Here is a 16,747-nt window from a genome sequence, read left to right as displayed (position 1 = left end):
ATTATTTATTAACAACCCTTTAATTATTATTTCATTCCATATCTTGTATTAATTGTTTTAACTGAAACAACAAAGTCTTTATCAGTATTTAAATTTTTTAAGCTAACAGTTCCTTTTTCTTTATCTACTCCTTTGATACAAACAGGAGTATTTTTATAATATATAGATGTATTTGATTTTGATTCCATCATTTTCTTAGCTGTTTTAATATCCAAATCAATTACCTCCAATTACTGTTTTGTCATTTTACTTTCTACAGATGCAATTATTTTTATATATTTAGTTTTTGCATAATACAAATTTCAATGCGGTGTAATTTTTACATTAAGTTATAATATAAGCCAACAGAACTACAAATATAGTCTGTTGGCTTAATAACTTATGTTACTATGAGAAGTCAAATTTATTATTTTAATCAATTATTAGTTATACTGTCGTTTTCATAAGAGTCACTAGTGCTATCAGTATTATCTTTAATAGTATCATCAGTGTTGTCATTTTTAATGATATTATCTCTGGCTTCAATATTTTCTTTAATGGAGTTATCGGTATTATTAACTTTATCTTGATCTATATTTGGAATATCTTTAATTTCATTAGTATTATCTTCAGTTTTATTTGTATCAGTAATATTTTCTGGATTCTCAGTATTATTAGTATCTTCATCGGTATTGTTTATATCTTGTGGTTCATCGATGTTGTTATTATCTTCATCTTGAGGAGTGTTGTTACTATCTTCAGGATTATCTGTATTGTTATTTTCATCTTTAGGAATATCAGTATCTGTATCATTATCATTATTTTCATTTTCATTTTCTGGAATATCTATACTGTCATTATTTTTATTATCAGAATCATTATTGGTATTTTTAGGTGTATCTATGATATTGCTATTATTATCTTCAGTGGGATTATTATTTTCAGGATTATTGGTTTTATCAATATTTTCGTTTTCTTTAGGTTTTGGTAGTTTTGAAAGGTACTCAGCTATAATCCTTTTGAATGATTTATAGCTTAAATCAGATTTAGTATATTTTTGGTCATCAAAAATAAATTTATTAAGTATATCAGAATTTTGTTTTTTATCAATTAGTAATACCCAACCTTTATCACCATATATTTGTCCATGGCTTAATTCAGTTAAAGGCATTTGAAGTTGTTCTAAATTAAAATTATCAATTTTATATACAGTATAAGCATAATCCATCAACTCAGAAAGAGTCATATTTGTTTTTATACAGGGAAATAAACTTGAAGCTACAGATGGATATTTTATTATAGAAGTATCTTTTAGTTTGTCTATAATTAAAGAAATAACATGTCTTTGTCTTTCAGTTCTTTCATACGAACCATTTCCTACATGTCTTATTCTTGAGTAAGAAAGAACTTGTTGACCATCTAGATGTTGAAGTCCAGATTTTTTTAAAAGATGAGGATTTTTGGGGTCAACTTCCAATATATATTTATTTATTTCTGCTATTTCATTAGTTTTAACATTGAGCTCTAATCCATCAATACTGTCGATTAAATCTTTAAATCCGAAAAAATTAATAATAACATATTTATCAAGTTTTATATTAAAATTATTTTCAATGGTTTTTAGTAGTAAATTAGGACCACCATATACAAAAGCATGGTTTATTTTTTGCTCACCGTAACCAGGGATTTTAGCATAAGTATCCCTCATTATAGAGGTTATTTTTAGTTTTTTATGGACATCGTCTATAGTTAATATCATTAGAGCATCTGATCTTGATTTTTCATCTAAATTTCTAGCATCGCTTCCTATTAATAATATATTTGTTATACCGTCTATTTCTTGCAAATTAGGTGTTTCTATATTAGGTTCATCTGGGGTTTCAACATTATCTTTTGTGTTAATAAAATAAGAATTATCTGATATATAACTATTTTTTTGAAAAGCATATATAAAATAGGAAATAGTTGATATGATTAAAGTTATAATAACTATAATAGTAATTTTTAACTTTTTATTGTGTTGTAACATAAACAAAAGCCTCCATTATAAATGATTTTTCATTGTATAATTATATTATTAATATTAAGTATAAAGGTTTCAAAAGTATTACGAAAGTAAAAAGTGTTAGAATTTTATTTTAAAGAAAATTTTATTAGTTTTTTAATACTGCAATTTTAATGGTGTTAATAGTATATGAAAAACTACCTAATAATAAAATTAGAATTACATATAAATAAGTGGGGTGGAACATGAAAAACATAAGAAATATAGGTCTTGTAGCTCATGTAGATGCAGGAAAAACTACTACTACAGAACAAATGATGTATTTGTCAGGAAATATAATGAAATTAGGCAGTGTAGATAAAGGCTCCTCGCAAATGGATTATGATGAAATAGAAAAACAGAGAGGAATTACAATTTTTGCAGAACAAACTACTTTAAATTGGAAAGATACTAAAATTAATATAATTGATACTCCTGGACATATAGATTTTTTATCAGAATTGGAAAGAGCACTAAAGGCTTTGGATGCATCAATATTAATAATTTCTGCAGTAGAAGGAGTACAATCTTATACAGAAACTATATGGCAGCTATTAAGAAAATATAAAATTCCTACACTAATATTTATAAATAAATTAGATAGAGTAGGTGCTGATTTAGATAGAGTCTATAAAGAAATTGAAGAAAATATTACAAGTGATTTTTTACCACTATATAAATGCTATAATCTTGAAAAAGATTTTAATAAGTTTGTGGATTTAATTAATGATAAGATGTACATATGGAATTCTGATGATGCGTTTAAATTTTCTATACAAGACAAAAAAGAAACATATGATAAAATCAAGCTTATTGAAAAATTGGCAGATAAAGATGATAATATTTTAGAAAAATATTTAGAAGGTGAGAGCATAAGTAATGAAGAAATTATAAAATGCATTAGATTCAATGTGGATACATGCAGTGTTTATCCTGTGATTGTAGGTTCTTCCATAAAGGGAATAGGAATAAAGAATTTATTAGATTTAGTGGTGGATATCCTTCCTGATAATAAAGGAAATGATGAGGAGGATTTTTCAGGTATTATATATAAAATAAAGATAGATGATAGTATAGGTAAGCTTTGTTATGTAAAAGTTCTAGATGGAATTGTAAAAGTTAGAGATACTATTTTTAATGAATTTGGTGAAGAAGAAAAAGTTACACAAATAAGAAAGTATAATGGTAAAAAATATAATTCTGTTGAAAAGTTAACTTCAGGAGAAATAGGAGTGCTTTGTGGTATTCGCAAGGGGAGAGTAGGGGAGAGGTTAGGTTTAAAAAAAGAAAATAAAGAAGAAGAAAGTAAATCTGTGCTTACTTGTAGAGTTATTCCTAAAGATGAAAGTGATATAGCGGAACTTTTAAAATCAATAGAAATTTTAAATGAAGAAGACCCTATATTGTCGATGCAGTGGGACACAGATAAAAAACAGATAAATATAAATGTTATGGGTTTTGTTCAAATGGAAGTTTTAAGGCAGTTAATAAAAGATAGATTTAATATAGAAGTAGAAATTGAAAAACCAAAGGTAAAGTATTTAGAAACTATAACTACAAAGAGTACTGGGTTTTGTCATTTTGAACCTAAAAAGCATTATGCAGAAGTAGAAGTTGAAATTGAACCTAATAAAAGAGGACAAGGAGTAAAGTTTGTTTCCAATTTGAGTTTGGATGTACTACCTCTTCAGTATCAGAATAATATAGAGAAAGCTGTTTATGAAGGCGTTAAACATGGGGGATTAATTGGAAGTAGTGTAACGGATATAACGGTTAAGCTTATATCAGCAAAATATCATCTTGAACATACTCATGGTGGGGATTTTAGAATTGCAGCTATAAGAGCAGTTCAACAGGCATTATCTAATAATAGTAGTATTTTACTAGAGCCAATATATAAATATAAAATTATTGTGGAAAAAGATTTTTCAGGAAGAGTAATGTCTGATATTTTAAGAATGAATGGAAATTTTGATGAACCAGTTATATTAGGAGATAAAGTTGTTATAACTGGAGAAGTGCCTGTTTATGAAGCTATGTATTATTCTGCTGAACTTGCATCAGCGTCATCAGGTAAGGCAGTGGTGTCAATGTTGTTTTCTAGTTATACTGAATGTCATAACGAAGAAGAAATTTTAGCAAATTCAGAAAATATAGTTAAAAAAGACGAGACGCTGTATAATGGTATTTCATTATTTAGAGAAAAGAGAAAGATGAAAAAAGTAAAATAATAGAGTGCAAAATCTGAAATCCTATGATTTTTATCATGGGATTTTTAATTTATTTACAATGTAAAGGTTTAATTGATAAAATGTTAGTTGACAGGCTTTTAAAATGATAATATAATATAAAACAAATAATTTATTGATAAATTAATAAATTATCATGTGTTTTGTTGATGAATTATTAATAAATGGGGCTGGGATTAATAAAAGTTGAGGGGGAGAACAAACTATGGAAATGAATTATATTCTAAATTCGATGTGGGTTTTGATTGCTGCAGTTTTGGTGTTTCTTATGCATGCTGGTTTTGCAATGGTAGAGGTAGGATTTACACAATCCAAAAATGCTGTAAACATCATTATGAAAAATTTTGTTACAGTATCTATTGGTGTTATTGGATTTTTTATTGTAGGTTATGGAATTATGTATGGTAAAAGCTTAGGGGGTATATTTGGAGTTGATGGATTTATTTTAATAAATTCTCCGACTGAATATGCTGGAATTTCTTTTGAAGTATTCTTTTTCTTTCAAGCAATTTTTGCTGCTACTTGTGCCACTATTGTTTCAGGAGCTATGGCAGAGAGAACAAAATTTTCTTCTTACATTATTTTCTGTATAGTTTCTACAACTTTAATTTATCCATTGATTGGTCACTGGATTTGGGGTGGAGGATTTTTAAGCAAATTAGGATTTGTAGATTTTGCTGGTGGTACTGCAGTACATGCTGTAGGGGGATTTGCAGCTTTTGTAGGAGCTAAATTAGTAGGAGCAAGAGATGGTAAATATAAAAAGGGAAGAGTTAATGCAATTCCTGGACATAATATTCCTTTAGGAGCTTTAGGAGTTTTAATATTGTGGTTTGGATGGTTTGGATTTAATCCAGGAAGTACTCTTGATATTACTTCACCACTTACTGCTCATGCTGCTATTACAACTCTATTAGGCGGAGTATCAGCTACTATATCAAGTTTGGTTTTCAGTACGATACGTTATAAAAAACCTGATGCTGGTCTTACTTTAAATGGTGCTTTAGCAGGATTGGTAAGTGTGACAGCAGGAGCGTCTATTATTTCATATTTAGGTGCAATTGCAATTGCAACGGTTGCTGGAATTATAATGATTTTATCTGTTGAATTTATAGATACTAAATTAAAAATAGATGATCCTGTAGGAGCTATTTCTGTTCATGGTATATGTGGAACTCTTGGAACTATAGCTGTAGGTATATTTTCAACGCAGGGAGGACTATTATATGGCGGAGGGGTAAAACTCTTAGGAATTCAAATATTAGGAGTTACAATATGTGCAATAGCTGTTCTTTCTCTTTCTAATATTACTTTTATGATAATAAAAAACACTATAGGTTTAAGAGTAGAACTACACGAAGAAATTGATGGCTTAGATACTATTGAACACGGAATATCTGCATATATGGATATATAAAAGGAGGGTTAGTATGGGAAATAAAATTACAAAAATTGAAATAATAACTAGAAGTAATAAATTTGAAGATTTAAAAGAAGCTTTAAGTCAAATTGGAGTAACAGGTATGACTGTAACTCAGGTTCTAGGTTGTGGAATGCAAAAAGGAATTACGGAGTATTACAGAGGAGTCCCTTATGAAACTAATGTACTTCCAAAAGTAAAAGTGGAAATTGTAGTTTGTGAAGTCCCAGTAGAATTAGTGGTTGAAACAGCTAAAAAAATTCTTAATACGGGAAGAGTAGGTGACGGAAAAATATTTATTTATGATGTATCAAATGTCATAAGAATTAGAACAGGAGAAGAAGGAAAAGACGCTCTATAAAAGGAAATGTCCCAAAATGATTTCAAAACTCATTTTGAGACATTTTTTTTATTATGAAGTAATTTATTTTTAATATCTAAGTTTAATTAATGAAAAGATTAGTTAGAACTAATTGAAATATTAAACCATATATTGTAATTAGAAATTAATAGACAAAAAATTATTTACTATAAAATATTTAAATTTTCATATAAGGGGGATGTTATATGTCCACTTTTAAGAGGCTAACACAAGTATTTAAATCATCAAAAGAAATAGTCATTGATGATTCAGCTAAGATAGTATTAATTAGTGATTGTCATAGAGGAAATAGTAGTTGGGCAGATAATTTTGCTCATAATAGAAATGTTTTCTATGCTGCATTAAAGTATTATTATAACAATGACTTCATATATATTGAATTGGGTGATGGGGATGAACTTTGGGAAAATAGAAAGTTTTTTGATATAAAAGAAGCTCATAGTGATGTTTTTAAGCTTATGAGAAAATTTTATATTAAAAAACGATTATATATGATTTGGGGAAATCATGATGTTGTAAAAAAAAGCAAAAAATTCGTTAGAAAAAATCTATATTATTATAATGAAAGTAAAAAAAAGTATGAGTCTTTATTTGAAAATATTGAAGTTCATGAGGGAATAATTCTTAGATATAAAGGTACAGAAAATAAAATCTTTGCTGTGCATGGACATCAAGGAGATTTTATTAATGATACTTTTTGGTGGCTTAGCAGATTTTTAATTAGATATATATGGAGACCTTTAGAATTATATTTTGGATTTAAAGATCCAACAAGTGCATCAAAAAATTATAAAAGAAAAAAAATTACTGAAAGAAAAATTATAAAATGGATAAAAGCTAATAATCAAATGGTTATTGCAGGACACACTCATAGACCTATGTTTCCAGAACCAGGACAAACTCCATATTTCAACGATGGTAGTTGTGTTCATCCACATTGTATAACAGGAATTGAAATTGTAAATGATAAGATAATGTTAGTAGAATGGAGTATCAAAACAAAAGATGATGGAACACTATATATAGATAGGGACATAATAGAAGGTCCACTAAAACTACAGGGCTTTTTCAACTAGGGTGTTAATTTAAGAATTAAAAATTTTATTTTAAAAGTAATAATAAGTTTAAAATTAAGCATGGGTAAAACTTGAATAAGTAGTAAAAATTACATATTGACAAAGAAGCTAAAAATTATATAATTTTCTAGTAAACTATATTAGAAAGGGGGAATGATATTGGCTAAGTTTAACAAAAATAAGCTAAAACTTTATGGATTCAATAATTTAACAAAATCACTTAGTTTTAATATTTATGATGTTTGTTACACAAAAACTGAAGAAGATCGAAAAAAATATGTTGAGTATATTGATGAACAATATAACTCTGAAAGATTAACAAAAATTCTTACAGATGTTACAGAAATAATAGGAGCAAGTGTCCTAAATGTTGCTAAACAAGATTATGATCCACAAGGAGCAAGTGTAACATTACTTATTTCAGAAGAAGAAGTCCCTTTATATGTCCTTGATTCATCATGTAATAGAGGGATTTTAGCCCCAACTCGTGAAAATATAGTAGGACATTTAGATAAGAGCCACGTAACAGTACACACTTATCCAGAGGCTCATCCTCAAAAGGCTATAAGCACATTTAGAGTAGATATTGATGTTGCCACTTGTGGTACTATTTCCCCTTTAAATGCTTTAAATTATTTGATAGAAAGTTTTGATTCGGATATTATTACTGTAGACTATAGAGTTAGAGGCTTTACTAGAGATGTTAAAGGTAAAAAACATTTTATAGATCATAAAATTAACTCTATACAAAATTTTATTGCTCAAAGAACTATAGATAGATACAATTTAATTGACATGAATATATATCAGTCTAATATATTTCATACAAAAATGAGGTTGAAAGATTTAAAACTTGATAATTATTTATTTGAAAGCAAAAAAGAAGATTTGACCGAAGAAGAAATAAAAGAAATTATTAATAAATTAAATAAAGAAATTACAGAAATTTTTTATGGTAAAAATGTTCCTAATTTATAAGTGGAAAAATGAGTCTAGTATTTCTAGGCTCATTTATTATTTTTAATTGAAGTATAAAATTTAAAGTGATTTATGAAGTTACTTTAAAAATATGTTAGATATAATTATATTTTCCAAAATTAATTATATCATTTATTTAGGCATCTTCAAAAATAACTAGTCAGTATACTTGTTATTTTTTTGAAGATGTCTTATGTTATAATTAGAACGAGAATAAACGTTCGGCAAACAGTCGAACGTTATAAAAGTAGGTGAATATATTGAGTTTAAGGTTTATATACGGGCGTTCTGGAAGTGGAAAGAGCTATTATTGTATAGATCAAATCAAGAAAAAATTAGAAAAAGGGCAGAAAACTCCGTTGATTCTTATTGTGCCTGAGCAGTATTCATTTCAAGCTGAAAAGAATGTAGTAGAAGAAATTAAGGGAACAGGGATTATAAATGTAGAGGTAACCAGTTTTGAAAGACTTGCTTATAAGGTATTTAATGAAGTTGGAGGGGCTACTCGTCAGCATATGGATTCCTCGGGAAAATGTATGCTTGTTTTTAATATAATGAATAAAATGCGAGATAAGTTTAAGGTTTTTGCTACTGCTGCAAATCAGCAGGGATTTGTTAATACTATTTCGGATATGATAACTGAATTTAAAAGATATGATATTAATCCAGATGAACTTAAAGATTCTATAAAACTTATGGAAGAAGATGAGCTTTTACAAGATAAAATGTATGATTTAAGTAATGTTTTCGGTGAATTTGAATATACTCTCCATCAAAATTATATAGATAATGAAGATGATTTGAGTTTGCTTTATAAAAAATTAGATGAATCAAAAATGCTGGATGATGCTGAAATATGGATGGATGAGTTTACATCTTTTACTCCTCAGCAGTATAAAATTATTGAAAAACTTATGAAAAAAGCTAAAAAGGTAAATATAACTTTGTGTATGAATAGTAATGATGAAATAGATGTTGCAGATGTCTTTACTTCTCTTAAAAATACAGAACAAAGAATAATGAGAATTGTAAGAGAAAATGGTATTATGCTTGAAAAGCCAGTTGAACTTAAAAATTTAAAGTTAGATAGGTTTAATGATAATGAAGAATTAAGACATCTTGAAAATAATTATTTTAAATATCCTCATAAACCATACACCAACAGAACAGAAAATATGAAAATTATAAAGGCTCTAAATCCTTATTCTGAAATTGAAAAGATAGCAAAAGAAATTATAGAACTTACAAGAGATAAAAATTTGAGATTTAGAGATATTGCTGTTGTAACTAGAGATTTAAGTTACTACGAAAAAATAATTAAAACAATTTTTAATGAATATGAAATTCCGTGTTTTATAGATAGAAAAAAAGATATAGAGGATAATCCTCTTATTATACTTATAACTTCTGTAATAGAAATATTTAATAAAAATTGGTCTTATGAATCAATATTTAGATATTTAAAAACTGGATTGTTAGATATTGATAAAGAAGAGATAGATATATTAGAAAATTATGTGATGGCATATGGAATAAGAGGAAAAAAGAAATGGTCAAAAGCGTGGGAATATGGAAAAGAAGAACTGCTTGAAAAGGTAAACCCTATACGTGAAAGAGTTGTTACTCCTTTAGTAAAACTCAGTTCTAATTTGAAAAGAAAAGATAATGCAGAAGAAATATGCACGGCATTATATAATTTTTTATGCGAAATTAAAGTTAATGAAACAATAGAAGGTTGGATTTATAGATTTAAGAAAGAAGGAAACCAAGAACTTGCTAATGAATACAGTCAAATTTGGAATATGGTTATTGAGTTACTTGATCAGATAGTTGAAGTATTTAAAGAAGAGAAGATTGAGTTGAAAGAGTTTGTAAAGATTTTATATATAGGTTTCGGAGAGCATAAGATGGGACTTATTCCAACATCTTTAGATGAGGTATTAGTATCAAGTATAGATAGAGTTAGAAGTCATTCTGTTAAAGTACTTTATATAGTTGGAGTAAATGATGGCGTTTTCCCAGCAGTTATAAATGATGAGGGAATACTAACAGATGGAGATAGAGATAAACTTAGAAAAATGGGTGTTGAGCTTGCAGAAGATACAAAAATGCAAACTTTTCAAGAACAATTTTTAATATATAAGACATTAACAATTGCAAGTAAATGCTTGAGCGTATGTTATCCTATAGCTGATCATGAAGGAAAAACCTCCAGACCTTCTATAATAGTTTCAAGGCTTAAAGAAATCTTTCCTAATATAACTGAGGAAAGTGATATTATAGAGGCAGTTAATGATAATGAAAATTTAGAGTTTATTTCAAGAAAAACACCTACGTTTAATAAGCTTGTATCAGTTTTAAGGAAAGATAATTGTGAAGTGAAAACAAGTCCTCTTTGGAGTGATGTATATAGTTTTTATAGCAATGATGATGAGTGGAAAAAAAAGTGTAAAATAGTTTTTTCAGCAGCGGCATATACAAATGCAGTTAACTTAATAAACGAAGAAAAAATAAGAAAACTTTATGGGAAAAAGTTATATTTTAGTGTTTCAAGACTTGAAAAATATGAAGAATGTCCTTTTTCATATTATGTTCAATATGGACTTAAAGCAAAAGAAAGAAAAATTTTTGCACTTAATCCACCGGATTTAGGTACATTTATGCACACGGTTATTGATGAGTTTTCTAAAACTGTGGATAAAAACTCAATGAACTGGTATGAAATTGAGGAAGAATGGTGTATTGAAACTGTTAATAATATAGTTGATACAATGGTTAATGATGAGCTAGGTTCAATCTTTAATAGTTCACCAAGATATAGGTATTTTACTGAAAGATTGAAGAGGGTTCTGATAAAGACTATTATGGTTATAGTTGAACATATGAAACGAAGCGGTTTTCAGCCTATTGGATACGAAGTTGATTTTGATGATGGTGGAAAGTATCCACCAATTGAAATAGAACTTTCAAATGGTGAAAAGGTTAAACTCATAGGAAGAATAGATAGAATTGATAAATTGAGTTTAGAAGATAAGCATTATTATAGAATAATTGATTATAAATCTGGTAATAAAGATTTTAATCTATCAGATGTATATTATGGACTTCAAATACAGCTGTTAACTTACTTAGATGCAATTCTTACAAATGAAGAATTAAAAGAAAAAGAACCAGTATTTCCTGGAGGAGTTTTATATTTTAAGATTGATGATCCTATTATAAAAGGAAAGAGAAACCTTTCAGAACAAGAAATAGAAAAAGAAATATTGAAAGCACTAAAAATGAAAGGTCTTCTTCTTGCGGATGTTGATATCATTAAGGAAATGGACAGAAAAATAGAAGGTCAATCTTTAATAATTCCTGCAAGACTTAATAAAGGAGATGTACTTGGAAAATCTTCTGTAGGAACAAAAGAACAGTTTAATAAATTAAGACAACATGTTAAAAGTAACTTAGTTAAAACTTGTGAAAGAATGCTTAAAGGGGATATTAAAATAAAGCCTTTTAAAAATACTAAATCTGAAGCATGTAAGTATTGCATGTATTCTGCTGTATGTCAATTCGACAACAGTTTTGAGGATAACAACCATAAAGTTATAAATGATTTGAAAGATGAAGACGTTTGGAAATTGTTAGAATAAGATTGGGGTGAAAATATTGTCAGATGTAAAGTGGACGCAGGAGCAGCAAGCAGCAATCGAAACTCACGGATGCAACCTTTTAGTGGCAGCAGCTGCTGGTTCTGGAAAAACTGCGGTACTTGTTGAAAGAATAATAAAAATGATAACAAATTTTAAAAATCCTATAGATATAGATAAATTACTTGTTGTAACATTTACTAATGCAGCTGCATCAGAAATGAAAGAGAGAATAGCAAAGGCTATAAGCAAAGAATTAAAACTTCATCCAAAATCAAGACAGCTCCAAAGACAGCTTACTTTGTTAAATAAAGCTAGTATAACTACAATCCATTCTTTTTGTCTTGAAGTTATAAGGAATAATTTCCACTGTTTAGATATAGATCCTAACTTTAGAATTGCTGATCAAACAGAGATAATACTTTTAAAACAAGAAACATTAGAGCAGATGTTTGAGGAAGAATATGAAGATGATAATTGCAGTATAGAATTTTTAAAGCTTATAGAATCTTATAGTAATAATAAGGATGATTTTGTAATTCAAAATTTAGTTCTGAAGCTTTATAATTTTGCTATGAGTTCACCATATCCTAAGGAACTTATAAATCAAATGGCAGAAGATTTTAATGTGGATGTAGATTATGATTTTGGAGAATCTAAGTGGGCTAAAATATTAATGGAAGATATAAATATAGAGCTTCAAGGTCTTTACAAGATTATGATAAATGCATTAAATATTATAAAAAACACAGAAGGTTTAGAGCCATATGAAGAGACTTTCACAGAAGAAGTTCATATGATACAGGATTTAATATTGGCATCTAAAAATTCATGGGATAGCTTATATGATGAATTTTTAAATGTAAATTTTAAAAGGCTAAAATCTTGTAAAAAATGTGAGTATAAACAGGTTCAAAATAAGGTGAAGGACATCAGGGATAAAGTAAAAAAGCAGATTAAAGATGATATGCAAAAGAAAGTAGTTATGTATGGAAGTAAGGAAACAACTTTGGATATAATAGAGCTTTATCCTATTATGAAAGCACTTTCAAGTCTTGTAATAAAGTTTATTGAAAAATATGCAGTAGCAAAACAAGAAAGAGGAATTATAGATTTTAATGATTTTGAACATTTTTGTCTTCAAATATTAACGGAGAAGAATGAAGAAGGAAAAATAGTTCCATCTAAGGAAGCTTTAAAGTTAAGAGAAAAACATGATGAAATTCTTGTTGATGAATATCAGGATAGTAATGATGTTCAAGAGGCAATTATAAATTCTATAGCTAGAAAAGATGAAGTAACAGGTAGAAGTAATAATGTGTTTATGGTTGGGGATGTAAAGCAGAGTATCTATAGATTCAGGCAGGCAAAACCAGAAATATTTCTTAAAAAGTATAATTCATATACTCTAGAAGAAGGGGACGCAGAAAGAAAAATAACCCTATTTAAGAATTTTAGAAGTAGAAAAGAAATACTTTATGCTGTTAATTTTATTTTTGAACAGATAATGTCAGTAAATATGGGAGAACTTGATTATGATGAGAAGGAAGCTTTAAATTTAGGAGCAGAATATCCTAAGTGCAGTGATGAAAATGCTTTAGTAGGTGGGAAAACTGAACTTCATATTATAGAGAAGAGTAGTAATAATGAGTATGAAGAAAATGTTTTAAATAAGGCATTAGAGGTAGATGGAGATACACAAGAAGAGATACCTACAAACATACAAATAGAAGCAAGGCTTATTGCAAAAAATATAAATGAGCTTGTAAACCCTAAGGAAGGACCTGTATTTAAAATTTTTGATAAAGATACCAAAGAATACAGAAAAGTAGAATATAAAGATATAGTTATACTTTTAAGAAGTACATCAAGTTGGGCTCCTATATTTTTAGAGGAACTAAAAGAAAATTTAATACCAGCTTATGCAGATACGGGAAATGGGTATTTTGAAACTTTAGAGGTTAAAACTATATTAGCGTTACTTCAAATAATAGATAATCCAATACAGGATATACCTCTTATTGCTGTTTTAAGAGCGCCTATAGCTTCTTTTACGCCAGAGGAGTTAATTGATATAAGGCTTGTAGATAAAAAATTAAATTTTTTCGAAGTACTTAAAATAGCAGGAGAAAGTGAAGAGTTTGAATATAAATTAAGAAATAAATGCAGACAATTTTTAAATAGATTAGATATTTGGAGAGATAAAGCTATTCATATGCCTATAGATGAATTCATATGGTATCTATATACCGATACTGGTTATTATGGATATGTAGGGGCTATGGCAGGAGGAGTTCAAAGACAAGCAAATCTTAGAGTGCTTTTCCAAAGAGCTAGGCAATATGAGCAAACAAGCTATAAAGGACTATTTAATTTTATAAATTTTATAAATAAATTAAAAGTAAGCAGTGGAGATATGGGAAGTGCTAAAATACTTGGAGAAAATGAAAATGTAGTTAGAATAATGAGTATTCATAAAAGTAAGGGACTTGAGTTCCCTGTTGTAATTTTATCTGGACTTGGCAAGAATTTTAATATGCAGGATTTAAATGAAAGTATTCTTTTTCATCAGCAGCTAGGATTAGGACCTAAATATGTTAATTTAGAAAAAAGAATTTCTTATGAGACTGTGTTAAAACAGGCATTAAAAAAGAAAATAAAAATGGAAAGTTTATCAGAAGAAATGAGAATTCTTTATGTTGCACTAACAAGAGCTAAAGAAAAGCTCATAATGACAGGATCAGTAAAGGATATACAAAAGTCTATTAAGAAATGGTCTTATGGACTTGATGATGATGATAAAAAGCTTCCAGAATATGAGATGTTAAAAGCAAGGAACTACCTTGATTGGATTGTACCATCTATAATCAGACATAAAGATGGAATTGTATTAAGGCAAGAAGCGTCTATAGAAGAATATGAAGTATCTAATTTATTAAAAGATAGTTCTAAATGGAGTATAAAATTATATAATAAAAACGATATTATAGATAAAAACATACAAAAAAAAGAAGATATGGATAAAGAAGATATAACTATAGATACAATAATACAGCATAGTAAATATCATGATGAAATTAAAAGAAGATTGGAATGGGAATATCCATATATTAAAGCTTCAAAACTTCCTACTCTTCTTACTGTTACAGAGCTAAAAAGAATAAGAAACAATGAGCTTTATAATGATGGTTCACAAAACCTTTATGCTCCAAAGCTTGTTAAAAGACCTACTTTTCTAGAAAAGGATAGAAAGTCTACAGCAGCTGAAAAGGGTACTGCGATGCATGCAGTTATGCAGCGAATTGATTATAATAAGGAATTAAATGAAGCTGAAATAGAAATACAGATTAAAGAATTAGTAAATAAAGAATTGATTACTAAAGAACAAGCTGAAAATATTAGTATAGATAAAATATTAAAGTTTTTTTATTCAAGCATAGGAAAACGAATTATGAATGCAGAAAATGTATATAGAGAAGTTCCTTTTCATATAGAGCTTAGAAGTACAGAGGTATATAAAGAACTTCCAGAAGAAAAATATAATAAAGAGTATATTATGCTTCAAGGTATTATAGATTGCTATTTTGAAGAAGATGGAGAAATAGTTTTATTAGATTATAAAACAGATTACGTTAAAGACGGAAATATAGAAATTATAAAAGACAAATATAGAGTACAGCTAGAATACTATGCAAAAGCAATTGAGAAAATAACAAATAAAAAAGTTAAGGAAAAATATTTATATTTATTTTATAATAATAAAGAAGTTTTAGTGAATTAAGAGTATAGCATAATTATATAACTATTAACTAATAATTATTAACTATTAATTAAGAAGTCGAGGGGGTCCATTATGGATATATTAGTTAAAAAAATAGAGGAATTTGAAGTTAATGACAGAGTAGATGGTTTTTTCTTGATCAAGAGTTCAGAATGTAGAACAGCCAGTAATAGTAAAAAGTATTTAGATTTTACAATAAGTGATAAAACGGGAGAGATTAACGCAAAACTTTGGAACTATAATGAAGGAGATGAAGAACTATATAAACCTAATGTGTTAATAAAGGTTAGAGGTAGTGTTACTTTATGGCAGGGGAATATGCAGTTCAAAATTGATAGAATAAGAGTTGGTAGTGAGAATGAGGGTGTAGATATATCTGATTTTGTACCATCAGCACCATATTCTCCAGAGAAAATGTATGATGAAGTTATAAGGTATATTTCTAAAATTGAAAATGAAGATATAAAAAATATTGTTGAAACAATTATAGATGAAATGGCAGATAAATTGATGCATTATCCTGCTGCTAAAAAGAATCATCATGCTGTAAGAGCTGGACTTTTATATCATACAACAACAATGCTTAAAGCAGGGGAAAAATTAAGTGAAATCTATACGTTTATAAACACTGATTTATTGTATGGTGGAGTTATACTTCATGATATGTGTAAAATTGATGAAATGGATGCAAGTGAGCTTGGAATTGTAAGTGACTATACAGTAGAAGGGCAGCTACTTGGACATATAATTGAGGGAGTTAAAAAGATAGAAGTCACAGCTCAAAAAGTAGGTGCAGATAAAGAAATTACTATGCTTCTTCAACATATGATTTTATCTCATCATTATGAGGCTGAATATGGAAGTCCAAAAAAACCTATGATTCCTGAAGCTCAAATGCTTCATTATTTGGATATATTGGATGCTAGTCTTTATGATATGAACAAAGCTTTGAATGAGACTAAAGAAGGAGAGTTTTCTAACAGTATTTGGTCTTTAGAAAAAAGAAAAATATATAAACCAAGTAAAAGTTTTTAATAAGAAAGCATATAATGCAGAGGGATATATTTCCAGCATTATATGCTTTTGTTTTTTCGATAGTATAATAATAGGTAATTGACTTATTATATTCCAATATGTATAATTATATATGATAACAATAATCAATTAAAAAGAAATTTCAATTAGTGTTGAGAGGAGTAT

Annotated in this window: 10 protein-coding genes; 8 read left to right on the top strand and 2 right to left on the bottom strand. The window is 28.0% G+C overall.

Annotation, left to right across the window (positions count from 1 at the left end; all coding sequences use genetic code 11):
• Positions 1-26: 26 nt before the first annotated feature.
• Positions 27-215 (bottom strand): H-type small acid-soluble spore protein, encoded by a 189-nt coding sequence (locus OW763_RS03275; protein ID WP_268039629.1) that lies wholly within the window; start codon positions 213-215, stop codon positions 27-29.
• A 200-nt stretch (positions 216-415) separates the two neighbouring features.
• Positions 416-2,008: an LCP family glycopolymer transferase gene (locus OW763_RS03270; RefSeq protein ID WP_268039628.1), complete on the bottom strand. Its 1,593-nt coding sequence runs from the start codon at positions 2,006-2,008 to the stop codon at positions 416-418.
• Between the two features lie 221 nt (positions 2,009-2,229).
• Between OW763_RS03270 and OW763_RS03265 the strand changes: the two genes are divergently transcribed.
• The 8 genes from OW763_RS03265 to OW763_RS03230 all read left to right on the top strand — a co-directional run bounded on the left by OW763_RS03265 (position 2,230) and on the right by OW763_RS03230 (position 16,582).
• Entirely contained in the window at positions 2,230-4,254 is a 2,025-nt protein-coding gene (locus OW763_RS03265) for a GTP-binding protein (protein ID WP_268039627.1), read from the top strand.
• A 223-nt stretch (positions 4,255-4,477) separates the two neighbouring features.
• Complete coding sequence (locus OW763_RS03260) at positions 4,478-5,689, top strand: ammonium transporter (RefSeq protein ID WP_268039626.1); 1,212 nt, start codon at positions 4,478-4,480, stop codon at positions 5,687-5,689.
• A 13-nt stretch (positions 5,690-5,702) separates the two neighbouring features.
• Complete coding sequence (locus OW763_RS03255) at positions 5,703-6,053, top strand: P-II family nitrogen regulator (protein ID WP_272507272.1); 351 nt, start codon at positions 5,703-5,705, stop codon at positions 6,051-6,053.
• 206 nt (positions 6,054-6,259) lie between these two features.
• Positions 6,260-7,150, top strand: coding sequence for a metallophosphoesterase (locus OW763_RS03250; RefSeq protein WP_268039625.1), 891 nt, complete (start codon positions 6,260-6,262; stop codon positions 7,148-7,150).
• Between the two features lie 159 nt (positions 7,151-7,309).
• Complete coding sequence (gene speD / locus OW763_RS03245) at positions 7,310-8,128, top strand: adenosylmethionine decarboxylase (RefSeq protein WP_268039624.1); 819 nt, start codon at positions 7,310-7,312, stop codon at positions 8,126-8,128.
• Between the two features lie 260 nt (positions 8,129-8,388).
• Positions 8,389-11,769: a helicase-exonuclease AddAB subunit AddB gene (gene addB, locus OW763_RS03240; protein ID WP_268039623.1), complete on the top strand. Its 3,381-nt coding sequence runs from the start codon at positions 8,389-8,391 to the stop codon at positions 11,767-11,769.
• Positions 11,770-11,785: 16 nt separating this feature from the next.
• The gene (gene addA / locus OW763_RS03235) at positions 11,786-15,547 is read left to right on the top strand and encodes a helicase-exonuclease AddAB subunit AddA (protein WP_268039622.1); all 3,762 of its coding nucleotides are present in this window, start codon (positions 11,786-11,788) and stop codon (positions 15,545-15,547) included.
• 72 nt (positions 15,548-15,619) lie between these two features.
• Positions 15,620-16,582 carry a 3'-5' exoribonuclease YhaM family protein gene (locus tag OW763_RS03230; RefSeq protein WP_268039621.1) on the top strand — a complete coding sequence of 321 codons (963 nt, stop codon included), beginning with the start codon at positions 15,620-15,622 and terminating at the stop codon, positions 16,580-16,582.
• Positions 16,583-16,747 lie beyond the last annotated feature (165 nt).

Source organism: Clostridium aestuarii (assembly GCF_026735135.1).
Lineage (GTDB): Bacteria > Bacillota > Clostridia > Clostridiales > Clostridiaceae > Clostridium_H > Clostridium_H aestuarii.
Note: the sequence above shows the minus strand (reverse complement) of the source record. Positions and strands in the feature narration are given on the sequence as shown.